Source organism: Maridesulfovibrio sp. (assembly GCF_963678865.1).
Lineage (GTDB): Bacteria > Desulfobacterota > Desulfovibrionia > Desulfovibrionales > Desulfovibrionaceae > Maridesulfovibrio.
Genome location: NZ_OY787459.1, coordinates 2,569,189 through 2,590,932, shown reverse-complemented (window position 1 = coordinate 2,590,932; position 21,744 = coordinate 2,569,189). Strand labels below are relative to the sequence as shown.

The window sequence follows — 21,744 nt, the reverse complement described above, 5'->3', positions numbered from 1 at the left end:
TTTTTTAACCCCGTCTTTTTTCAAGGCGGGGTTTTCTTTTTATTCAGTTTATTTATCTCTGCTGATTTGGCATTATTATTCACAAGTCCTTTTTATAAGGAGGGTGCTGTGCGATATTGTAAGAAATGTTCAGGTCTCATTTATTGTTTGATCATCACTACAATGCTTTTTCTCAGCAGCTCTGCTGCACCTGCTTCAGCTGGAGAAGTCAGTGTATTATTGCTTGAAATTGAGGGAGGGATAAGCCCTGCTCAGGTTCATCTGCTTGAGGATGCTCTTGAGCAAGCAGGTGATGACGATCATGATCTTTTGCTGCTTAAGCTTGATACTCCCGGAGGTCTTGGTACTTCCATGCGTGAGATGGTCAAACTTATCATGAACAGTGATATTCCCGTTTGCGTATGGGTCGGTCCCGAGGGTGCGCATGCGGCCTCTGCCGGGACATTTATTACTGCGTCAGCTCAGGTTGCGGCTATGGCGCCCGGAACATCTATCGGTGCGGCCAGCCCGGTTTCATCTTCTGGTGATGATCTTCCCGAAACCATGAGCCGGAAAGTGACTGGAGATATGGTCAGCCTGATCAAAGGTATCGCCCGCAAGAGGGGACGAAACGTAGAGTGGTACGTCAAATCTGTTCAGGATGGAATCAGTGTGGACGCTCAAGATGCGGTGACTCTGAATATTGTGGATTTTTTGGCCTTGTCTGTGGAGGATTTTCTGGAGCAACTTGGCGCTAGAGGCTTTCTTGTAGCAGGTAATAAAGTTAAATTTTTGAAGGATGAAGTTTTAACCGTCAAATATGAGCCCGGTCTAAGATACCTTGTTCTTTCATGGTTACTTGATCCTCAGATAGCGTATTTTTTTATTCTGGGTGGGATGTTGGGCTTGTTTTTTGAATTATCCCATCCCGGAACGATTTTGCCAGGAGTGCTGGGTGCTTTTTGTCTTGTGACCGGTTTGTATGCCATGTCCGTTTTACCAACCAATGCTGCCGGTTTGCTTTTACTTCTGCTTGGTGCAGTGCTTTTTGTTCTTGAAATTTTTATCGTCAGTTACGGCTTGCTCAGTCTTGGGGCGGTGATCAGTCTGTTTATCGGATCATTGGTCCTTTTTCGTGAAGGTTCACCGGGTCTCCCCTTGGGTACAATTTTAGGCACGGTACTGACATTCGCAGCATTTGCCGGAATCATAGTATATCTTGTGGCCAAGTCTCAGATTTCCAAGTCCGGCGTGGGGTTGCAGGGCATGGTTGGTCTTGATGGTGAGGTGATTGAACTTAGAGGTGAGCGTATGAAGGTTCGCGTGCGCGGAGAAATCTGGAATGCTGAAGCAGATGATAAAATTTTTTATGAACCCGGAACTGCGATCAAGGTTATCGATTCCCGTGGTCTAACCCTGATTGTCTTAAAAAAGATATGATCACTTTAATCTTTGGGAGGTTGGTATGACTTTTCTTATTCCTGTAATTCTGTTCGTTGTTTTCTTTTTGATCACTGCCCTGAAAGTTCTGAATGAGTATGAGCGCGGAGTGATTTTCAGGTTGGGCCGGGTGATAAAAGCTAAAGGTCCCGGACTCATAATACTGATTCCTATTGTTGACCGTATGACCCGTGTATCGCTGAGGATCATGACTCTTGATGTTCCCAATCAGGATGTTATCACGCGTGATAACGTAAGTATCAAGGTTAACGCAGTTGTTTATTTCCGGGTTACGGATCCGATCAAGGCTATTCTCGAGGTTGAGGATTTTATGTTTGCCACTTCTCAGCTTGCACAAACCACCCTCCGTAGCGTATGTGGAGGCGTCGAGCTTGATGAGATACTTGCCCAGCGCGAAAAAGTGAATAGCGAAATTCAGGAAATTCTGGATATGCACACTGATCCGTGGGGGATCAAGGTCAGCACAGTCGAGCTTAAATATATTGACCTGCCGCAGGAAATGCAGCGGGCCATGGCCAAGCAGGCTGAGGCCGAGCGCGAACGTCGGGCTAAAGTGATCAATGCTCAGGGTGAATTTCAGGCCGCAGACAAGCTGTCAGAAGCTGCTGAAATTATATCCGCTCATCCTGAAGCTTTGCAGTTGCGATACTTGCAGACTTTGCGCGAGATGTCTGCTGAAGGAAAATCTTCTACCATAATCCCTCTTCCTCTAGATTTAGTGAATATGCTGGCTCCGTTTTCCGGCAGGGGAGGGGCAATAAATAAAAAAGACCAAGAGAGCAAATAATAATGAAAGTCCTAGTTACTGGAGCTGCCGGGTTCATCGGTTTCCATCTTTCCAAACGTCTTCTTTCTGAGGGTCACGAAGTTGTTGGCCTTGATATTCTTAATGATTACTACGACGTAAACGTCAAAAAAAATCGCCTCAAGCAGATTGAGGATAACGAAAAGTTCACTTTTGCTTATATGGATATGGCTGACCGTGAAGCCATGGAAAAGCTTTTTGCTGAAGAAAAGTTCACTCACGTAGTCAACCTCGCTGCTCAGGCCGGTGTCCGTTATTCCTTGATCAATCCTCAGGCCTACATTGATTCCAATGTGGTCGGTTTCATGAACATTCTCGAGGGATGTCGTCATAACGGAGTAGAGCATCTTGTTTATGCTTCTTCCAGTTCTGTATATGGCCTTAACACCAACATGCCTTTCAGTGTTCACGATAACGTTGATCATCCTATAAGCATGTATGCTGCTACCAAAAAGTCTAATGAACTTATGGCACATTCTTACAGCCATCTGTTCAATATTCCCACCACCGGGCTGCGTTTCTTTACTGTATACGGTCCTTGGGGCAGACCTGATATGGCTCTTTTCCTTTTCACTAAAGCCATCTTTGAAGACAAGCCCATCAATGTTTTCAACCACGGCAAGATGCTTCGTGATTTTACCTTTATTGATGACATCGTTGAAGGTGTGGTAAGGGTTATGAAGAACACTGCTGCCCCTAATACTGATTGGTCCGGAGATACTCCCGATCCGGGAACAAGCCCCGCTCCTTTCCGTATTTATAACATAGGTAACAACCAGCCCACCGAACTGATGCGCTATATCGAAGTTCTTGAAGATTGCATCGGTAAGAAGGCCGAGAAGAACATGATGCCGTTGCAGGCGGGTGATGTTCCTTCAACCTATGCTAATGTGGATGATCTTGTCCGGGATGTTAATTTCAAGCCCGAAACCACAGTAGAAGAAGGCATCGCCAAATTTGTTGAGTGGTATAGAAATTACTACAACGTATAGTTAGTAGTTCTGAATGCTTTTTTAAAAGACCGCTTTCTTAGCGGTCTTTTTTTTTGTTCATTAATAATTTGCTGTTTTTTTAGTCTACTGAAATATTTTATTTATTTGTTTTTTTATTGTGTTTTGACAGTTGTATTCCGCTTTTAACTATTCATTTTGTGCGTCACTTTTCTTGATTTAAAACTTTTTTCAGACTAGCTTTGGCTCTGTTGTTTTTGTGTCAACTCGATTGATATGTTTCACGTGAAACATGAAGATTGAAATCTCATGAACAAGGTGGTTTCAAGTGGCAAAAAGAATTGTAGTAGCCAACCAGAAGGGTGGAGTAGGGAAAACAACTACCTCCATCAATCTTTCAGCTTCCCTGGCAGTAATGGAAAAAAAGGTTCTGCTTGTTGACTGCGACCCGCAGGGAAACGGTTCAAGCGGACTTGGATTTTATCCCGGTGATTCCAGAGAAAATATTTACTCTGTGTTGTTTGAGCCGGAAAGATCCCGGGAAGCAATATATCAAACAGACATTCCCTATCTTTCGCTTATGCCGGCCAGCCAGGATTTGGTGGGTGCAGAGATTGAGCTTATTGATAAGATGGGAAGGGAATATTATATTAAAGATCTAGTGGAAACAGTTGATGATGAGTTCGATTATATTATTTTTGACTGTCCTCCGTCACTTGGTCTGCTGACTGTAAACGCTCTTTGTGCAGCGAAAGAACTGCTGGTTCCGCTCCAGACAGAATACTATGCTCTTGAGGGAGTGGCTCAGTTGCTGATGACTTACGAACTGGTCAAGAAAAGGCTGAATCCTGAGCTTACGGTCTTGGGTGTAGTTCTGACCATGTACGATAAACGCAATAGACTTGCCCGACAGGTAAAAAATGAAGTGCGTAAGGCTTTTCCGGACAGTCTGTTCGAGACTATTGTTCCGCGAAATGTACGTCTTTCCGAGGCTCCAAGTTTTGGTAAGCCTGCGATCTCCTATGATGCTAAATCCAATGGCGCTCTGGCTTATTTGAGTCTGGCTCAGGAAGTGGTCAAGCGGCATAAAGCAGAGCAGGAAGGATAATAAAAAAGCCGACAGAGATGTCGGCTTTCAGTGTGGAAATCAGGAGAGGGGAATTAATAACGAGCTTCTAAGTTCGTATTCTTTTCCTCAATGTAGGGAGTACACTCAACTTTAATTTTGTCTTTGAAATGTTTTTTTACAATGCGTGCATTGCACTGGGTACATTTAAATGAGACCAGGCCCCCAAGGTTGCAGGACATAAGCCTGAATTTGCGGGGATCATCTTTTTCCCAATCTTCGGTCCTGCTTCCGCAAAGCTCGCAATGTACATCAGTATCTACCGGGTAGGAGAAGTCCCAATACTCTTTTAGAGTTTCCCACTCTCCAATAGGCTCAGGACGTTCCTGAGGAGCTTCTTTAGGAAGCAAATCCTTGATCATGGGTTTTACTTTTGCCCAAAGGTCAGCAGTAAGCAGGGCACCAATCAGGTTGCCGTTTTTGTCGAAAAGTTCTGTAAGATTATCATCGTGTTTAGACATGTAGCCTCCGACGTTATTGTTATTGATGAACTCGGGATACAATAATCACGGTTTCGATCAAGTCAAAGGAAATATTGTCAGAACCGTTTTTGCGGTTCTGTAAAAATAAGGAGAAAATCCATGGCAGGTGTCACTGGCGGTTTAGGAAGGGGACTTGATGCCCTTCTGGGAGGCGGCAAAGGTGTAGATGAAAAGTCGGTTTCTGAGGCTTCAATTGATGCCCGTCAAATCGATATTGATATGGTTGTTGCCAACCCTAATCAGCCGCGCAAGGAATTTTCTCCCGAGGCTTTAAAAGACCTTTCCGAGTCCATTCGCGCCAAGGGTGTGCTGCAGCCTATTTTGGTACGTCCTGTTCCGGGGCGTAGAGATCGTTTTGAGCTTGTTGCAGGTGAGCGGCGTTTACGTGCATCCAAGCTGGCCGGGCTTGGAGAAATACCTGCTTTGGTCCGGGAAATGACCGATCTTGAAAGCATGGCCATTGCTTTGATCGAGAACCTGCAGCGAGAAGATTTGAACCCCATTGAAGAAGCCAAGGGGTATCAGGAATTGATCACCAAGTTCGGACTCAGTCAGGAGCAGTTGGCCGGTCAGGTTGGCAAAAGCAGATCTGCGTTATCAAATTCCATGCGTTTGTTGACTCTTTCCGAACCCGTGCAGGACGCCATTGGTAACGGTAAGATTTCAGCCGGTCATGGACGCGCTCTTATGGCTGTTTCTGATGATGGGGCTCGCGATGAGTTGTTTGACAGGTTGATGAGCAGCGGCATGTCGGTGCGTCAGTGTGAAGGCGCAGCTACATATTTTAAAGAGCATGGCGAACTGCCGGAAGGGGATGTTGTTGCCAAACCCAAAACCTCCGGAAAAAAGAAAAAAGAACCTAAAAAAGTTGATGAAAATCTTGAGCGCATAAAAGGACGTTTGGAATCAGCTTTGGAAACCAGGGTCAGTTTCAGCGGTTCCCAGAGTAAGGGCAAGTTGACCATCTCCTATGCAAACCCGGAAGAGCTTGAGCGTCTGGTGGCGATACTTGAACTGCGTTCATAATTGATTGCAGATCATTGTAACTCAGGGCTATAGTATGTCTTTGTATACCTATCCAGCTTGGATACGCTCATGATAAGGGATAAGTTTAATGGATAATAAGATTTTAAATGTTCTTCCAAAACTTAAAGACCGTAAGGTGCTGATCATCGGCGATGTGATGCTTGATCATTATGTGATCGGTTTGGTTGAACGAATTTCTCCTGAAGCACCGGTCCCTGTTGTGCAGGTTACCGAGGAAAAATATCTGCTCGGCGGAGCCGGAAACGTCGCCCGCAATATTTCCGCTCTGGGTGGAGAACCTCACTTGACAGGATTTGTGGGGCATGACGGCGAAGGGCAGGTTTTTGAAAAACTTTGTATCGAATCGGGGATTCCCTGTTCCCTTTATGAATCAGATGACCGTCCGACTACCAAGAAAACAAGGGTCATGGCTCATAATCAGCAGATGGTTCGCGTTGACAGGGAAAAGACTGTTGATTTTGCTGATTCCCTCATGGATCAATTGTTTGCCTTCTTGGAGAGAGAGATCTGCGATTATAATGTTGTGATTCTCTCCGACTATGGAAAAGGATTGTTATCGCAATCTTTTTTTGAGCGGTTCTGGAAATTGCTGGAAAAAAAGAAGCATAAGCCTCATATTCTGGTTGACCCCAAAACTGTTAATTACGACCGCTATAAATCGGTATCCATGCTCACTCCGAATGCAAAGGAAGCAGGGGAGGGAGCCAATATGCAGGTCAAGACCAGAGAAGATGTTCTTGAAGCAGGACGCAGGTTGTTTGATCGCATTGATCCCACCCATCTGTTGATCACCCTTGGTGGTGAAGGTATGGCTCTTTTTGAATCAAGGGATGTGGTCAAGCATGTGCCTACTTTTGCGCGCAAGGTTTTCGATGTAACCGGAGCAGGTGATACAGTTATCGCCGCTCTGGGGCTGGGCCTTGCTGCCGGACTGGATCCGCTTACTTCAGCGGTTCTTGCAAACTACGCAGCCGGGATTGTCGTCGGTCAGGTGGGCGCTGCCACAGCTTCAGTTGAAGAACTTGCCGAAGCGGTGCGTAACTGGCCCAAGCCGGAAGTGAATGTCTGGAGCGAATAATATTTGAATAATTCCTAAATATATTCAAATAGAGTACACTGTCTCGTCAGAATATATTTGTACAGCTGTTGAATCGGGGGGGATTTTGAATAATCAGGCTAACAGGTTGAAGAAATTGATTCAGGCCAATCAGGTTTTGGCTAATATTGAATCCTTGGTTGATCTGCTGCCCCAGCTTTTGAGGTTGGCGCAGGATGTGACCGGGGCTGAGGCTTCCTCGATTCTGCTTTACAACAAAGAAAAGAATGTTCTCAATTTTGCATGGGCCATGAATGACGTGCTTGGTGAAAAGGCCATGAAAAATTTGAAAACCGGATTTGAATTGCCCATGGGGAAGGGCATTGCCGGATGGGTGGCGGAGCATCGCGAAGCCCTGAACGTCGTCGACGCCCAGAATGATGACCGCTTTTCTAAAGAAGCGGATAAAAAAACCGGTTTTAAGACCAGATGCATCCTGTGCACCCCGATTATCCATCAGGATGAACTGCTGGGCGTAGTGCAGGTTCTTAACTCGGAAGATAAAGAGTGCTTCGGGCGGGAAGACGAGGAACTTCTCGAAAGCTTCGGTCATCTGGCCGGTGTTGCACTGGTCCGCTCAGAACTGATGCTGCAGCGTCTTAACCAGCAGAGGTTTGAAACCCAGCTGGAAGCAGCCTCTCGTATCCAGAAGCAGTTTAATCCCCGCCAGCCAAAACTGGAAGGCGGCAATTTGATATGGGGCAGTTCAGTACCGGCTCAGTTTGTTGGCGGTGATCTTTACGATTTTATACCTAATTCTGACGGAAGTTGGTATATTTATGTCGCAGACGTTTCCGGTAAAGGCTTGCCCGCAGCGCTGATCATGTCCGCTTTGTGGACCAGAATCAGGTCTGAGGCCTTGAATGAAAGAATTCCCGGTGAGATGCTAAAGGCTGTTAATGCCGGGGCATTTGAATTCATGAACGGTGAAGTTTTTGCTACCATGGCTCTACTGCGTTATTCCCCTGAGAGCGGCAGATGCGAATATGCTATGGCCGGACATCCGCCGCCTTTGCTGGTCTCAGAAGGGAAGGCCGACCCAATTGAGAAAACCTTCGGGTTGCCGCTGGGCATCCTTGAGGATGGGGATTTCGGGACCAGTGAGATTCTGCTTGAAAAGGGGCAGTCTCTGGTCATAATTTCAGATGGTGTTGATGAAGCAAGAGATGTAGAAGGTGAGTTTTTCGGGGAAGAGCGTATGGAAGAGGTCCTCAGGAAGGGCGGCGTTCCGCACGCCGGACAGTTTTTGCTTAAGGCTGTTGCTGATTGGAGAGGGGAGACCCCTCCAAATGATGATACGACCGTGGTTGAAATATATAGGGCCTGAGACCGGGCTGTGCAGGTGTTTTTTTAAGGAGATATTTTATGAGTGCAGGCTGGAAAATCGAATCCCTGGTAGACGAGGGCCTGATCAAGATCAGCGGTGAAGTTGATTTTACCGGGACACCCGAACTCAGGGATAAAATGCATAACTTTGTAAAGCAGACTTCCGGCGAAGTTCTGGTGGATCTTTCCGAGCTGGATTATCTGGACAGCTCAGGTCTTGCTTCATTGATTGAATTGCGCAGGATACTGGTTAAGGACAACCGGACAGTGAAGATCATTGCGGTCACGGATCAGGTGGACAGATTATTAAATCTAACGCAGGTCAAGCCTTTGTTCGGTCTAGTCTAAATCTGGTTTCGGGACGGGCTGTAAAGGGAGTTGTCGGGAATGAATGGATTGCAGGTTCTCACATGGATGGTTTCCAGACTTCTTGGCTGCCTCCGTTTTAAGCCCGGAAAGAAAAAATCATTTTACCGCAAAAGACTCCTGCGTGACCTCGCAGCAGTCGGTGCGGACTCCATTCCCATTGTCAGTGTTATCTCCGCTTGTACGGGGATCATCCTTGCTCTGCAGTCTGCGCAACAGCTGGAAAAAGTCGGGGCCATCAGTTACGTCGCAAATCTGGTAGGGGTAACCATTATTCGTGAGCTGGGCCCGTTACTCACCGCCATTATCGTTACCGGGCGTTCTGGAGCAGCTTTTACCGCTGAAATTGCAACCATGCAGATCTCCGAGGAGATTGACGCCCTCGAAGTTATGGGCATAGAGCCGGTTCGGTTTCTTGTCGTTCCCAAGATGATCGCCATGTTGATCATGGTCCCCTGCCTTACAGTCTGGGCCGATTTTGTGGGCATCTTTTCCGGTGGGGCCTTTTCCGCCATTGCCCTCGGAATCAACAAAGTCACCTATTTCAATAATTCCGTTGAATTTCTTAAACTTCACGACGTACTTGCCGGTCTGGTCAAGGCCGGAGGCTTTGCCGTGGCGATCACCATAATCGGTTGCTGGCAGGGATTTCTTGCCCGTGAAGGAGCTGCCGATGTAGGCCGCAAGACAACCAATTCTGTCGTTATTTCTATATTTATGATAATATTGCTGGACTTGTTTTTTACGGCACTAAATTTCCTATTCCGGTAGAAGATCATGAAATTATCAAGGATTGCACAGGACATTACGCTTAAGAATTTGAGCCTCGGTTATCCGGGCAAAGTTCTTATGAAGGATCTTAATGCCGTGCTTCCTGCAGGTAAGATCAGCGTCATTCTGGGCGGTTCCGGGTGCGGTAAATCTACACTTTTGCGTCATATCCTTGGGCTGAATACTCCTGTTTCCGGTGAAATTTTTTTGGGAGACACCAATCTGACTGCTCTGGACAGCGGTGATGAATACAAGCAGATCAGGACCCGCATGGGAGTCCTTTTTCAGGATGGAGCCATGCTCGGTTCGTTGACTCTGGGTGAAAATGTGGCTTTGCCCATGCAGGAGCACACCGAGTTGCCGGACTCGATAATTGAGGAAGTCGTCCTGATGAAGCTGCGCATGGTCGGGCTGGGTGATTATATGCATTACTTTCCCAACCAGCTTTCAGGGGGCATGCGAAAACGGGCCGGGCTGGCAAGGGCGATGGTCATGGACCCTACAACCCTGCTTTGCGATGAGCCCTCCTCCGGTCTGGACCCTATCACCGCTGCAGATCTTGACCAGCTGATCCTTAAACTTAAAGAAACTTTTAATGTTACTACAGTGGTAGTTACCCATGACCTCGACAGCCTGTTTAATATTGCCGACCATGTTGTGGTTCTGCACAAAGGCTGTTGCCTTTATCAGGGCGATATTGCGGGGCTGCAGCAGTCCGAAGATGAATATATAATCGACTTTCTGGAGCGCAGGCCAACGGAGATTGACCCCGGTATGGCACGGGCAGTGAAATTCCGAAGCCGGTTCTGATTACGGGAGATATGTGATGGTACTCAATTCGCGCAGTTCTGCTGCCGATATTATCAAGGCCGCAGTGGCCGCCCTTGCAGGGCTGACCGTGCTCGGGCTGTTTATTGTCTTTCTTGGCGGTCATGATTTTTTTTCAGATTACTCGCAGTACAAAATCCTTTTTCGCAATGTTAAGGATTTGACTCCCGGACGTCCGGTTAAATATGCGGGCTTAAGCGTGGGCAAGGTGGATTCCATTACTGTGGATACTGATAACCCCGGCCGTATTTCCGTGGTCATTAATGTGGACCGCGATTTTCCCCTGTACAGAGGCACAGTGGCCATGGTCACCCAGAAAGGTCTGGTTGGTGACAACTATATTCTTTTGGAGTTGCGTGGCGATGCCGGAAATAAATTATCAGATGGTGATTCCATACCCTCGGCAGTGATTATGAGTATGAACGAAGTCGCTGCAGAAATGGGTAAATCCGTAGCCGCATTGACTCCACAGCTGGAAAGGGCCGTAAATGCCTTTGAGATGCTTTTTTCGACTGAGAATATGTCAAATATCGGAAAAAGTTTGAAAATGGCTCCTGAGGTGCTTGCGGAAACCAATGCTACTCTGGTCTCTTTTCGTGATGAATGGAAAAATCTGGCGCGTTCCGGTGCAGGGGCCATGAACAACGGTTCGAAAAATATAACCGCTCTCACTGCTGAGCTGACTGATACCCTCCAGAAGGTCGAAACAGCTATCGCAACATTGCAGGGAGACATGAGTGCTACATTGGGCGATGTAGGGTCAGATGTCTCCCGGGCGGTGGACGGCATAGAAGGATTGACCGTCGACCTGCGCCGCAATGTGGAATACGATCAGGAAGAGCTGGAAATAATACTGGTGAATATCAATCGTCTTTCCCGCGAAATGAACCGTCTGGCCCGGTCTTTGCGCGAACGTCCATGGCAGGTTTTGAATCCTCCGCAGGGAGCTGAAAATGATCAATAGATTTTTGTCCGTAACAATTTTGCTTCTGGCATTATCGTCTGCCGGGTGCATCGGCGGTAAATCCGTGCAGTCTTCCTATTTACGGGTGGGAAATAATGAATACGCAAGCAGATGTGAAAAGGTGAATCCGGACATGCCACGCATCGCTTTGAAAAGATTTACCTGCCTGCCCGCCCTAGACCGCGAAATGGTGATAATCGCCAAAGGACCGGTCATGAAATCTGATTACCGTTGGAGCTGGGAAGGAACTCCTGCTGAAATTATGGATCTTATTGCTGCACCGGCCCTGAACTGTATGAACAGTTATGAGGTGGTTGCTCCTTACCGTCCCGGCATTGAAAAAGAGATGGTTCTTTCAGGAGTGATAACCTCGTTTGAACTTCAGCGCAGGGGAGGGGATGCATTTAAAGTCGCGGTACAGTATTCCCTCTGGGACAGCAGCGGAAAGGAATTGCTGGCCCGGAAAATGATCGAAGCGCAGGCCCCGGTCAAGTCCTTGCAAGGTGAATCTATTGCTGATGCCGCACAGCTGGCTGTGGATGGATTGATGAAGCGGACGATTGCCTGGATAGACGGGTTGGGTGGTGAACTCTCTCGTGATGCGGGGCGCTGATGTATTTTATTACGGCCATAGCCGAGTCCAGAATCAAGGAATCTGAGCGAAAAGGCGAATTTGATAATCTTCCCGGCAAGGGTAAACCCCTTGATCTGGAAGATGACAGCATGATCCCTCCTGAGCTGCGCATGGCATACAAAGCCTTGAAGAACGGCGGTTACCTTCCGCCGGAAGTGCAACTGAGGAAAGATATTCATTCTGCTCTTGATTTGCTTGAATATATGGATGATGAAAAGGAGCGCTACACGCAGATGCAGAAGGTGAATCTGCTTTTCGAGCGTATTAAAAATATGCGCGGTAAGGAAATCGCCATAGGCGAAGAAGATGAATATTACAAAAGCATAGTCGAGCGCATCACCTTGCAGAGCAGGAAAATCAAGGAAAACAAGGGATGATTTCTAAAAAAATCAAGGCCGGGGCATCAGCTCTGGCTTTACTGTTTGTGACAGCCGCACTGCCCGTCCATGCAAACGCGGCCTCCAAGGAAATAGTCGGGCAGGCTTATATTGATGTACCCTCTCAGCTGGAAAAGGGAACCACCAAATCTCTGAAAAGTTATGTATCGCGCCTGTTGGACAAGAAGTATGTAAGTGCAGGCAAATTATATGAGCCTCCGTTTTCCGGCCTTGAGGACAAACTTTATGTTTCAGTGCAAAGAGAAAAGGCCCTGCCGATTATAGCAGGAGGAGTCTCCTCTTATTCAGGAAATGAGGAAGGTCTCGCCGCCGCTCTTTATGATGGCACGGTCAGGGTCTGGAGCAAATACAAATGCCGTAAGCTCAGCCTGCCCGGTGGTGGCGGTGCCGTGCAGACCGCTTATGGTCCCGATAGCCCGACTCTGGCGGCGGCAGGAAGTGAAGGTGACCGGATTTATGTTTTCAACTTAGAGCAGTGTGCAAGGATTCCGGGGGAACTTCCCGTGGAGCACGGCCCGGTTCAGATGATGGCTCTTTCCCGGACCGGGGACTGGCTCAGCGTTATTGACAGCTTTAACTCCCTGCTTTGCGGACCTGTTTCCGGTCCCCTTCAGGAAGTTTCCATTCTTGAGGGAACTCCTCTTTACCTCGGTTACACACCGGGGCAGGGGGTTCTGGTGGCGGTCGAGGCTTCTGGCAGGATTATCAAGCAGGGGATGATGAATAATACCCGCATGGGCTCAGATGAAGTTCCCGGAGGTCCTTTCGTGGATGCCAGAATGGCGGGGTACGTGGTCTGCCTGACTCTTGATAATGGCCGCGAGGTCTACTGGGATCTGCGTAAAAGGGCCATAGTGAAGAAATCCGAAGCCCTTGAGCAGGAACCGGCATGGATATACAAACATAACGGAGGACTTGTATACTCCACAGGCGTGGACCGCTGGAAAATAACTGAGCATCTGGGCATGCCTATGTTTATTGTTTCTTATTCTGCCACTGAAAAGTTGTTCAGGATTCGTGACCTGGACCGTAAAACTCGTTACTATAGTGTATTGGACGGTAAAGAAATTGCCGGATCGGAAGCAGATGACTGGAAATTTATTTCAGCACGCAAAGGTGTTTACAAGGTTGGGAAAAAATTATTTCGTCTCTATGATCTTGTTTGCCAGAGAGGGACAATGCGTCTTTACGGCAGGCATATTAAGGATAAGGGGTTTTATCTCTGGTGGGAGGAGACAGGAACTCCGAACCGCTTGAATCCCCATCCCATGGAATTGCCCATACGTGAATCCGTTCTGGCGGACAGCCCGGCTCTCTGGGTGCCGCTGGTTGAAGGCGAAGTAAGATAACAGCTATTTACTACTGGTTGGACCGGTCGGTCCGCAGGAGGTTTGAGATGGTTAAAAAAGCGAATAAAACAGAGCAGATTAATACTGAAATTCCGGTTCTTGGTAAGGCTAAAATTCCTTCTCCGCTTAAACGCTGTGTCTTCATTGAGGATAAAGAGAGAACTCTGGTCAATCTTGCTGAAGAAGAAATGGATTCTTCTGCTGCTAACGATGTTTATCAGGAGTTTGAAAAGGCCGGACCACGGGCTTTTACATATTTTGATCCTTCAAAAACCAAATGCGCGGTGGTCACCTGCGGCGGGCTTTGCCCCGGCCTGAACGATGTTATCCGTTCCATTGTTCTGGAGGCTCACTATCTTTACAAGGTCCCCTCCGTGCTGGGCATCAAGTTCGGGCTGCAGGGGTTTATTCCCAAGTATGGGCATGATGTTGTGGAACTTACAGCCGAGAAGGTCGCAAATATCCATCAGTTCGGCGGAACCATCCTCGGTTCATCACGCGGACCGCAGGACCCGGAAGAGGTTGTGGATGCCCTTGAGCGTATGAATATCTCCGTACTGTTCATGATCGGGGGGGACGGTACCATGCGCGCGGCTCAGAAGATTGTGGAAGAAGTTGAAAAACGCAGGATCAGGATTTCTATCATAGGGGTTCCGAAAACCATTGATAACGACATCAGCTTCGTTACCAAGTCTTTCGGCTTCGATACTGCAGTAGACAAGGCCACCGAAGCGATCATGTCCGCGCATGTTGAGTCTGTGGGCGTGGTCAACGGCATCGGGCTGGTCAAGCTCATGGGCCGTGAATCAGGCTTCATTGCTGCTCAGGCTACTTTGGCACTCAAGGAGGTAAATTTCGTGCTTGTACCCGAACACCCCTTTGAATTTGACGGGGAGTACGGTTTACTGCGTTCCCTTGAAAAGCGTCTGGATGAACGCCAGCACGCGGTGATTGTCTGCGCCGAGGGTGCCGGGCAGGAACAATGCGAATACACCGGGGAAAAGGACGCTTCAGGCAACCCGGTACTCTGCGATGTCTGCACCCTGATCATCCGCCGCATCAAAGAATATTTCAAGGACGTGGGTAAGGATATCACACTAAAGTTCATCGACCCCAGCTATATTATCCGCTCAGTTCCTGCCAATGCCAATGATTGCGTATACTGCGGTTTCCTCGGCCAGCATGCGGTACACGCGGCCATGGCCGGAAAGACCGGGATGGTGGTCAGCCGTCTGCAAGCCCGCTACGTGCATCTGCCGCTTGATCTGGTGACCATTAAACGCAAGAAGCTGAATATCAAGTCCGACTACTGGCGCGCAGTCCTCGAATCTACCGGTCAGGGCCATCTGCGCAATGACATGGAAAAAGGTATTTGCGAAATGTAGGTATGTGTTAATTCGGTTAAAGTTAAACCGGGCTGTCGAGTTCATCGGCGGCCCGGTTTATTTTTTGTTGCGGACGTTTATTTCAATCCCGCCTTATGCAGGGGAATATGTTCCCTGACCCAGCGGATAAAATTATGCAGTGATTTGTCCTCTTCGATCTTATTTAGAGCTAAAGCTACATATGAAATGGGTGTTTCCACAAAACCGTAGGGTGCTACGAGCAGCCCTCGTTCGAGATCATCGGTAACCAGTGGTTCAGGTCCCATGGCCATGCCCAGTCCGGCTACGGCGGCCTGCAGGCTGAAATAGAAGTGGTCGTAGAATTGTTCCGATCCGGTCCTGATTGATCTGCCTGAGTATTGTTTCCAATCAGCCCATGCTTCTATGCGGGTGCGGGTATGAAGTATCTTTAGTTCCTTATTCATGTTTTTTTCCCAGTACGAAGGACTGCAAACCGGACCGATGTGCTCAATACCAAGTTCCATGGAATGGTAGCCTGCGGGCCATGAAAAATCGGAACGGCGGATAGCCAGATGAACTCCTTCCGAAGAAAGGTCAATAGGCCCTCCTCCGGTGGATATATGGATTTCAGTCTCAGGAAATTCTTCATGAAATTGTTCCAGCCGGACCATCAGCCAGCGCATACTCAGCGAAGGTTCGCAAGATACTGAAATACGTTTGGAATTGTCCGCAACACGCATCTGTTCGCTCACGGTTTCAAGCTCGCGAAGCAGTTTATCCACATGCTGATACAGGAATTTACCCTTGGAAGTCAGAAAGATGGACCTGTTTCGTCTGTGAAATAATCGCAACCCGAAGAAATCCTCAAGCTGTTTCACCGCCTTGCTAACGGCCCCGTGGGTCAGGTGCAGGTCGGCTGCTGCTTTGGTGAAGCTCATATGCTTCGCTGCAGCACGAAAACTGATCAGCGGCCCTAGTGGTGGAAGCTTATCCATCTTCATTCCTGTGAATTTTATTCATAATTGAATTGAAAAATATTCGTTATTTATTTCATAGAAATTGTTTTACCACAATATCTGAACTGATTAAGGAAGGAAATTCATATGAATAATTTTATCGATTCAAATTTAATGTTGGTGGCAGTGGTTACTGTTCTGGCTGTAATCAGCCCCGGTCCGGATTTTGCGGTTATCGTCCGCAACGGGTTGCGTTACGGTCGTAAACTGGGATTGGCAACTGCCGCCGGTATCGGTTGCGGGGTAATTGTGCATACCACCTACATCCTGCTGGGTCTGGGGTATGTGGTAAATACATTCAGCTGGGTGCTGGAATTTATCCGCTATACCGGGGCGGCGTATTTGATCTGGCTGGGAATCTCTTCCTTCAGGTCTTCGGTGGGAGCGGAAGAGCAGTGTGCTGAAGGAGAGAGGGGGGTAGTTGTTTCCCCCGGCGCGGCATTTAGAAACGGTTTCATGTGTAATATTCTGAATCCGAAAACAGTTTGTTTCTTCATGGCCCTGTTTACACAGGTTGTCAGACCGGAAACTTCTATGTCCGTTCAGGTCGGCATCGGTCTTTTTATTGCCATGACCCACCTGCTCTGGTTTTCATTTGTTGTTTTTGTGCTTACTGCACCCGGTGCATTGCAGGTCTTCAATCGCTGTAAACAATGGATTGAAAAAGGGGTCGGGGTTTGCATGCTCGGTCTTGGAGTCAGTATAGCCTTGGACAGTTGATATTTCCCGTATGTTGCTAGACGCGTCTTTCACCAAATGGTGCGAGACAAAAAAATCCCCGGATCAATATTGCTGATCCGGGGATTTTCCTGTTTTGTAAGTAGCTTAATTAAGCGTGCTTAGCCTGTGCAATAACATATTCGATGGCTTCGTCCATGTTGGTGACGTCGCCTGCGATCTGTGCTTTGAGCAGGGATTCGCGGATTATACCTACGCCGGGACCGGGGTTGAGGCCGGTATGCTGCATGATCTCGTTACCGTTGAGGAACGGATCAAGTGCTTCTTCGGGAATATCGGCACGCTCAAGCATTTTGATGTTGTGGTTGAATTCCTTGTAAGTGGTATCGCGGGCTTTGATGTCTGCGCGAACCATCTCGATGAGGCGGGGATATTCATCCAGAGCCTTGAATTTGCGGATACCCTTATCGGTGAGCATGAAGTGGAAACGCATATGGTTGCGTACCAGATCACAGATCAGGTCCACATCTTCCTGCGGGAAGTTGAGGCGGGTCAGGATTTTTCTGGTAACTTTCGCACCCACGCGGTGGTGCTGCAGGAACTGCCAATTCCCATCCACTTCTTCTGCAGTGTAGAGCTTACCGACGTCATGGAACATACAGGCTACCACGCCGAACCAGTCGTAAGGCAGTTCTTCGGGGTAGAGACGCATGACATCAAGAGTGTGGGTAAAAACGTCTTCGGTTTCACCGGTCTTGCTGTTTTTTACCTGAGTGAGGCGTGAAAGAGCGGCAAGTTCGGGAATCAGGCCGTGCAGGAGCATGGTTTCGAAAAGCAGGGAAACGAAAACGTACATGTTTTCAGCTTCCACCTTACGCCATTCGTCCATGATTTCAGGCACAGGCACGTAATCGAGAATACGCTTGCAGGAGCGGATAATCGCGATTTTGGTATTTGTTTCAATGGGCAGGTTGTAGTTGGCTGCGAAACGCAGAGCCCTGATGCCCATAAGATAGTTGCTTTTGAGAGCCTGATCCGGAATACCCAGCAAGCGGACTTCTCCGCTGGAAAGTTCGGCAAATCCTTCGTACTGGTCCTGTGCCTTGGGGATGTAAGGACAGGCCAGAGACATGGGAATCTGGTGTTTTTTCTCCAGAGCCTTGAGCAGTCTGGGGGTCATCCGCGAGACGCTTTCTTCAGGATGTGCGGAATTGCTGGTCTCGGAAGGATAGAAATAAAATGTGTTTCCACCCTCTTTCAATATAGCGGTAACGTCATTCTGTCCGGCAGGCTGGACGTTGGGGAACAGCTTGGCCAGCCTTTTAAAATCAAGCTCGGTGGAAATATCCAGTTCAACTTCATCGCCTTTATCGTCAATGGTCAGCTTCTGAAGTCTTTCGTTAATAATGTAAGCATCATAGCCGTTACGCATGATGGTTTTACAAATTCCTACCGCGTCCTTGAAAGGTTCGCTCATTAAAATCTCCTTATCAAAAATAAACAGCCTGTCATCAATGCAACAGATGTAGATCAACTATATAAAATTATTAGTTTTTACCTTTGCGCAACAGGCTTATGCACAGCCTGTTAAACAGGTCATACTATTTTTTTGCCACTAAGGAAATGGCTTATGACCCGTCCTTTCATGGTTTGTCCGCGAAAAGGAGTGTTTTTCCCTTTGGAGAGCATGCTGGCGGAATTCAACACCCATTCTTCACTGGGATCAAAGAGGAAGAAGTCGGCAGGATCACCGGCTTTAAAGCTGTTCAGTGGCAGATTGAAAGTCTCGCAGGGAGCTGTTGTCCACATGCGGATGAAGTCATCAAAGGTAATCTTGCCGTCAGCTACCAGCGTCCAGGTCAGGGAGAGGGCAGAATCAAGGCCGGAGATGCCGCAGGGAGCGTACATGAATTCCACTTCTTTTTCATGAGCCGCATGGGGCGCATGGTCGGTGGCGAACATATCAATGGTGCCGTCCTTGATGCCTGCCAGCAGGGCCTGCACGTCATCTGCTGTACGCAGGGGCGGGTTGACCTTGGTGTCCGAGCTGTATCCGTTTAGTGCTTCTTCGGTGAGCAGCAGGTAGTGCGGGCATGTCTCAGCGGTGACTTTCACCCCGCGTTTCTTGGCCCATGCGATAAGGTCAACAGACTTGCGGCAGGAGATATGGGCCAGATGGATGTGCATATCCAGATATTCAGCCATGAGCAGGTCGCGGGCAACCTGTGCGGCCTCGGCTACATCCGGCTGTGCAGCCAGCCCCAGTACGGAGGAAACCTCTCCTTCGTTTACCCCGGCTGCAGGTGCAAGGTAGGGGTCTTCACAATGGTCGATGATGGGTCTGCCGGTATCGGAACCGTATTCCATGGCCCGGCGGAAAAGTTCGCTGTCCTTGACCGGAAGACCGTCATTGGAAAATGCGGCACAGCCGGCTTCAGCCATTTCATGCATGGGGGCCAGTTCTTCGCCTTTAAGTCCTTTGGTCAGGGCGCCGATGGGAAATAGTCTCGGCCCGCCTTCAGGAAAGGCAGCCTTGGCCTTACGCAGCATGTCGTCAGTTACAACCGCATTGTCGTTGACCGGATCGGTATTAGCCATGCACATGATGTTGGAAAATCCGCCATGTACGGCCGCTTTCAGGCCGGATGCAATGTCTTCTTTGTATTCAAAGCCCGGTTCGCGCAGGTGGGTGTGCACATCGGTCATGGAAGGCATGAGCAGCAGACCCTTTGCAGCTACTATTTCAGCTCCCTCGTACATGGTGTCTGAGGAAGGTTTTACTTCCAAAATTTTACCGTCAGCAACAAGAAGATCAACTTCTTCGCCTTTCCAGACAGCCTTGCGGATAACCAGTTCTGGGTGGGACATTTTGTAGTCTCCTAAAAAAACAGAAATTTATGTATTCAAAGCGGCGAAGCCCTACTAAAAAAGTTTGGGATTCTTAAACCCTTTCCAAAGGGTTTAAGCCGCCGGAGGCATCTTATTTCTTTCGTGTCAGATATAAATAAAGCAAAGCCATACGCGTTGCTACGCCGGATGCAACCTGATCAAGCACAAGGCTTGCTTCACAGTCGGCAAGTTCGGAGTTGATCTCCACCCCGCGGTTCATGGGACCGGGGTGCAGGATTTTTACATCAGGTTTGGCAAGTTCAATCTGCTTGTGACCGAGGCCGAAGTAGTTGGAGTACTCACGCAGGTCGGGTAAAAGACCGTCCTGCTGCCGTTCCAGCTGCAGCCGTAAACACATTACAGCATCAACTCCTTTGCAGGCCTCGTTGATATCGGTGTAGACTTCAGCGTCCCACTTTCTGATATGAGGCGGCAGCAGGGTGCGTGGGCCGCAGAAACGGACCTTGGCGCCCATAAGGTTGAGCAGGATCAGGTTGGAGCGGGCTACACGGCTGTGGGCTATGTCCCCGAGGATGAGTACTGTTTTACCTGCAAGGGACCCCCATTCCTGATAGAGGGTGAAGCCGTCCAGCAGGGCCTGAGTCGGATGTGCGTGGCGCCCGTCCCCGGCATTGATTATGCTGCAATCGAGCCTTTCGGCCAGAAACTGAGCTGCGCCGCTGGCCCAGTGGCGCAGGACTATGCCGTCCGGATTCATGGCCTGCAGGGTCAGGGCAGTATCTTTAAGGGTCTCTCCCTTGGTCAGGCTGCTGGAGCTTTTGGCAAGGGAGAAGGTATCGCAGGAAAGACGCTTCCCCGCCATATCAAAGGAAGTTTTGGTCCGGGTGCTTGGTTCGGCAAAAAAAAGGACCACGCTATGGCCTTTCAGAGTAGGTACCTTTTTTACCGGACGGGAGTTGATTTCCTGAAAGTAAGTGGCAGTTTCGAAAACATGCTGCACTTCCTTTTTGCTGAGCTGGGTAACATCCAGCAAATCTTTATGTCGCCATTCCATAAGATTACCTCTTAAGTTGTGGTGCGAAAACGTATTAAAATAAAAGATCTTCAAGATGGGCGGGAACTGTTGCGTAAACAGCCCTTTTTCCCTTTTCCAGAGATCCGTATGAAGCATCAATTTTCAGGGCCTTGGCGCTGTTGCCGGTCACAAGTGCAAGCGCTTCAGCCGGGGACATGGAAATATTAATGTTTTCCAGCAGGTACTCCAGCTCGTTCCACATGGATAAATCATGGTTGGAGGCTATGCTGTCCGTACCCAGACAAGTGTTTATACCAGATTTCAGAATCATTTCCCACGGGGCACGGCCTTCGCCGATATATGTATTGGAGCGCGGGCAAAGGCAGACATTTACCTTGCGCTCGGCAAGGGTGCTGATGTCCCCCTCATTTACCCGGACACAATGGACCGCAAGGGTTGATTCATCAAGCAGACCTAGTTGATCAGCGTATTCCACGGGGCGAAGTCCCTTTCTGCCGCAGTCGGCAAGCAGTCCGGCCCCTTTGAGCATTTCGGCAAATTCTCCGGTTCCCTGAGCCACGATTTCATCTTCTTCTGCGTTTTCTGCAAGATGGATGGGATAGGGCAGCCCTGCCGCATCGTTTGCTATTTTTACTGCCTGCAGCAGTTCCGAGCCGGTGGAGTAAAGGGAATGCCCTGATCCGGCAGCCCGTCCGTATGTGAATTCTTTTTGCGGAAAGAATTTGGCCCCTTCCTTGGGCTGTTGAGTACCGATTGCTTCACAGCAGGCGTAAAAGCCCATACCCAGCTTATCCATAATGGATGCGACTTGAGCACAGTTGCGTGTGGAGATGTCCACGCAGAAAGCAGTGCCGTTGTCACGCATTTGTTGAACTGCTTCGCTGACCGCTTCCGAGTCCAGATCGTAAAGAGGATTGGATAGCAGGGATTTGATCCAGTTGGTGAACCCTTTTCTCTGCACTGTCCTGCCTTTCAGGTGGGAAAGCTCAAGATGGACATGGGCATTGATCAGACCTGGAACGATTGTGACTTCACCGAGATCTTGCACATCTCCGGAAAAAGTATTTTTCAGCACGGACCATGTTCCCGTTTCAAGGATACAATTACCGTCGTGAATGAGGGCAAAATCCTCAATAACCGGATTTTCCCCGCTGGTCATTGTTACGGCTCGCGCCGCTCTTATGCATTTGTTCATGGGCAAAAAAATGCCGGACCATCAAGGTCCGGCTGGAATAA

The 21,744-nt window shown here is 48.6% G+C and carries 22 protein-coding genes; 16 read left to right on the top strand and 6 right to left on the bottom strand.

Translation table 11 applies throughout. The features are described from left to right. Positions 1–108: 108 nt before the first annotated feature. The 4 genes from ACKU41_RS11925 (at position 109) to ACKU41_RS11910 (ending at position 4,303) form a co-directional block, all read left to right on the top strand. Positions 109–1,419: a nodulation protein NfeD gene (locus ACKU41_RS11925; protein ID WP_321401012.1), complete on the top strand. Its 1,311-nt coding sequence runs from the start codon at positions 109–111 to the stop codon at positions 1,417–1,419. A 25-nt stretch (positions 1,420–1,444) separates the two neighbouring features. Beyond that, entirely contained in the window at positions 1,445–2,227 is a 783-nt protein-coding gene (locus tag ACKU41_RS11920; RefSeq protein WP_321401009.1) for a slipin family protein, read from the top strand. A gap of 2 nt (positions 2,228–2,229) precedes the next feature. Next, positions 2,230–3,237: an NAD-dependent epimerase gene (locus tag ACKU41_RS11915; protein ID WP_319777596.1), complete on the top strand. Its 1,008-nt coding sequence runs from the start codon at positions 2,230–2,232 to the stop codon at positions 3,235–3,237. Between the two features lie 286 nt (positions 3,238–3,523). Beyond that, positions 3,524–4,303, top strand: a complete 780-nt coding sequence (locus ACKU41_RS11910) for an AAA family ATPase (RefSeq protein WP_321401004.1) — start codon at positions 3,524–3,526, stop codon at positions 4,301–4,303. A gap of 53 nt (positions 4,304–4,356) precedes the next feature. Here the strand turns inward: ACKU41_RS11910 and ACKU41_RS11905 are convergent, their stop codons facing one another. Beyond that, positions 4,357–4,782, bottom strand: coding sequence for a hypothetical protein (locus ACKU41_RS11905; protein ID WP_319777594.1), 426 nt, complete (start codon positions 4,780–4,782; stop codon positions 4,357–4,359). 120 nt (positions 4,783–4,902) lie between these two features. Here ACKU41_RS11905 and ACKU41_RS11900 point away from each other — a divergent pair, with 120 nt between their 5' ends. The 11 genes from ACKU41_RS11900 (at position 4,903) to ACKU41_RS11850 (ending at position 14,967) form a co-directional block, all read left to right on the top strand. Then, positions 4,903–5,829: a ParB/RepB/Spo0J family partition protein gene (locus ACKU41_RS11900; RefSeq protein WP_319777593.1), complete on the top strand. Its 927-nt coding sequence runs from the start codon at positions 4,903–4,905 to the stop codon at positions 5,827–5,829. An 88-nt stretch (positions 5,830–5,917) separates the two neighbouring features. Next, entirely contained in the window at positions 5,918–6,928 is a 1,011-nt protein-coding gene (gene rfaE1, locus ACKU41_RS11895) for a D-glycero-beta-D-manno-heptose-7-phosphate kinase (protein WP_319777592.1), read from the top strand. Positions 6,929–7,013: 85 nt separating this feature from the next. After that, positions 7,014–8,273, top strand: a complete 1,260-nt coding sequence (locus ACKU41_RS11890) for a GAF domain-containing SpoIIE family protein phosphatase (RefSeq protein WP_321401001.1) — start codon at positions 7,014–7,016, stop codon at positions 8,271–8,273. A 38-nt stretch (positions 8,274–8,311) separates the two neighbouring features. Continuing rightward, complete coding sequence (locus ACKU41_RS11885; protein WP_319777590.1) at positions 8,312–8,620, top strand: STAS domain-containing protein; 309 nt, start codon at positions 8,312–8,314, stop codon at positions 8,618–8,620. Positions 8,621–8,659: 39 nt separating this feature from the next. Continuing rightward, positions 8,660–9,409, top strand: coding sequence for an ABC transporter permease (locus ACKU41_RS11880; RefSeq protein ID WP_319777589.1), 750 nt, complete (start codon positions 8,660–8,662; stop codon positions 9,407–9,409). Positions 9,410–9,415: 6 nt separating this feature from the next. Further along, positions 9,416–10,219, top strand: a complete 804-nt coding sequence (locus ACKU41_RS11875; protein WP_319777588.1) for an ATP-binding cassette domain-containing protein — start codon at positions 9,416–9,418, stop codon at positions 10,217–10,219. A 16-nt stretch (positions 10,220–10,235) separates the two neighbouring features. Further along, entirely contained in the window at positions 10,236–11,201 is a 966-nt protein-coding gene (locus tag ACKU41_RS11870; protein ID WP_321400997.1) for an MlaD family protein, read from the top strand. Further along, entirely contained in the window at positions 11,191–11,814 is a 624-nt protein-coding gene (locus ACKU41_RS11865; RefSeq protein WP_321400995.1) for a hypothetical protein, read from the top strand. Before ACKU41_RS11870 ends, ACKU41_RS11865 begins: the two co-directional genes overlap by 11 nt. After that, positions 11,814–12,212, top strand: coding sequence for a DnaJ family domain-containing protein (locus ACKU41_RS11860; RefSeq protein ID WP_319777585.1), 399 nt, complete (start codon positions 11,814–11,816; stop codon positions 12,210–12,212). The genes ACKU41_RS11865 and ACKU41_RS11860 overlap by 1 nt, the downstream gene beginning before the upstream one ends. Beyond that, entirely contained in the window at positions 12,209–13,582 is a 1,374-nt protein-coding gene (locus ACKU41_RS11855) for a WD40 repeat domain-containing protein (protein ID WP_321400993.1), read from the top strand. Before ACKU41_RS11860 ends, ACKU41_RS11855 begins: the two co-directional genes overlap by 4 nt. A gap of 47 nt (positions 13,583–13,629) precedes the next feature. After that, complete coding sequence (locus tag ACKU41_RS11850; protein ID WP_319777583.1) at positions 13,630–14,967, top strand: ATP-dependent 6-phosphofructokinase; 1,338 nt, start codon at positions 13,630–13,632, stop codon at positions 14,965–14,967. A 77-nt stretch (positions 14,968–15,044) separates the two neighbouring features. Here ACKU41_RS11850 and ACKU41_RS11845 read toward each other — a convergent pair whose 3' ends face one another. Continuing rightward, a complete protein-coding gene (locus ACKU41_RS11845) occupies positions 15,045–15,923 on the bottom strand; it encodes a LysR substrate-binding domain-containing protein (protein WP_321400990.1) in 879 nt (292 codons plus the stop codon). A gap of 108 nt (positions 15,924–16,031) precedes the next feature. On the opposite strand from ACKU41_RS11845, the gene ACKU41_RS11840 reads away from it, so the two are divergent. Beyond that, on the top strand, positions 16,032–16,664 hold the full coding sequence (locus ACKU41_RS11840; RefSeq protein WP_321400989.1) for a LysE family translocator: 633 nt from the start codon (positions 16,032–16,034) through the stop codon (positions 16,662–16,664). Positions 16,665–16,773: 109 nt separating this feature from the next. Here the strand turns inward: ACKU41_RS11840 and ACKU41_RS11835 are convergent, their stop codons facing one another. The 4 genes from ACKU41_RS11835 to ACKU41_RS11820 form a co-directional block, all read right to left on the bottom strand. Continuing rightward, positions 16,774–18,099 carry an HD domain-containing protein gene (locus ACKU41_RS11835; protein WP_321400987.1) on the bottom strand — a complete coding sequence of 442 codons (1,326 nt, stop codon included), beginning with the start codon at positions 18,097–18,099 and terminating at the stop codon, positions 16,774–16,776. Positions 18,100–18,218: 119 nt separating this feature from the next. Then, on the bottom strand, positions 18,219–19,490 hold the full coding sequence (locus tag ACKU41_RS11830) for a dihydroorotase (RefSeq protein ID WP_321400985.1): 1,272 nt from the start codon (positions 19,488–19,490) through the stop codon (positions 18,219–18,221). 112 nt (positions 19,491–19,602) lie between these two features. After that, positions 19,603–20,526, bottom strand: coding sequence for an aspartate carbamoyltransferase catalytic subunit (locus tag ACKU41_RS11825; RefSeq protein WP_321400983.1), 924 nt, complete (start codon positions 20,524–20,526; stop codon positions 19,603–19,605). A gap of 34 nt (positions 20,527–20,560) precedes the next feature. Beyond that, entirely contained in the window at positions 20,561–21,667 is a 1,107-nt protein-coding gene (locus ACKU41_RS11820; protein WP_321400981.1) for an amidohydrolase family protein, read from the bottom strand. Positions 21,668–21,744 lie beyond the last annotated feature (77 nt).

Coding starts and splice junctions, on each gene's coding strand:
- ACKU41_RS11875 (WP_319777588.1), top strand. CDS start 9,416: ATGAAATTATCAAGGATTGCACAGGACATTACGCTTAAGAATTTGAGC.
- ACKU41_RS11830 (WP_321400985.1), bottom strand. CDS start 19,490: ATGTCCCACCCAGAACTGGTTATCCGCAAGGCTGTCTGGAAAGGCGAA.
- ACKU41_RS11865 (WP_321400995.1), top strand. CDS start 11,191: ATGATCAATAGATTTTTGTCCGTAACAATTTTGCTTCTGGCATTATCG.
- ACKU41_RS11820 (WP_321400981.1), bottom strand. CDS start 21,667: ATGACCAGCGGGGAAAATCCGGTTATTGAGGATTTTGCCCTCATTCAC.
- ACKU41_RS11825 (WP_321400983.1), bottom strand. CDS start 20,526: ATGGAATGGCGACATAAAGATTTGCTGGATGTTACCCAGCTCAGCAAA.
- ACKU41_RS11905 (WP_319777594.1), bottom strand. CDS start 4,782: ATGTCTAAACACGATGATAATCTTACAGAACTTTTCGACAAAAACGGC.
- ACKU41_RS11880 (WP_319777589.1), top strand. CDS start 8,660: ATGAATGGATTGCAGGTTCTCACATGGATGGTTTCCAGACTTCTTGGC.
- ACKU41_RS11860 (WP_319777585.1), top strand. CDS start 11,814: ATGTATTTTATTACGGCCATAGCCGAGTCCAGAATCAAGGAATCTGAG.
- ACKU41_RS11900 (WP_319777593.1), top strand. CDS start 4,903: ATGGCAGGTGTCACTGGCGGTTTAGGAAGGGGACTTGATGCCCTTCTG.
- ACKU41_RS11840 (WP_321400989.1), top strand. CDS start 16,032: ATGAATAATTTTATCGATTCAAATTTAATGTTGGTGGCAGTGGTTACT.
- ACKU41_RS11885 (WP_319777590.1), top strand. CDS start 8,312: ATGAGTGCAGGCTGGAAAATCGAATCCCTGGTAGACGAGGGCCTGATC.
- rfaE1 (WP_319777592.1), top strand. CDS start 5,918: ATGGATAATAAGATTTTAAATGTTCTTCCAAAACTTAAAGACCGTAAG.
- ACKU41_RS11870 (WP_321400997.1), top strand. CDS start 10,236: ATGGTACTCAATTCGCGCAGTTCTGCTGCCGATATTATCAAGGCCGCA.
- ACKU41_RS11850 (WP_319777583.1), top strand. CDS start 13,630: ATGGTTAAAAAAGCGAATAAAACAGAGCAGATTAATACTGAAATTCCG.
- ACKU41_RS11855 (WP_321400993.1), top strand. CDS start 12,209: ATGATTTCTAAAAAAATCAAGGCCGGGGCATCAGCTCTGGCTTTACTG.
- ACKU41_RS11845 (WP_321400990.1), bottom strand. CDS start 15,923: ATGGATAAGCTTCCACCACTAGGGCCGCTGATCAGTTTTCGTGCTGCA.
- ACKU41_RS11920 (WP_321401009.1), top strand. CDS start 1,445: ATGACTTTTCTTATTCCTGTAATTCTGTTCGTTGTTTTCTTTTTGATC.
- ACKU41_RS11835 (WP_321400987.1), bottom strand. CDS start 18,099: ATGAGCGAACCTTTCAAGGACGCGGTAGGAATTTGTAAAACCATCATG.
- ACKU41_RS11915 (WP_319777596.1), top strand. CDS start 2,230: ATGAAAGTCCTAGTTACTGGAGCTGCCGGGTTCATCGGTTTCCATCTT.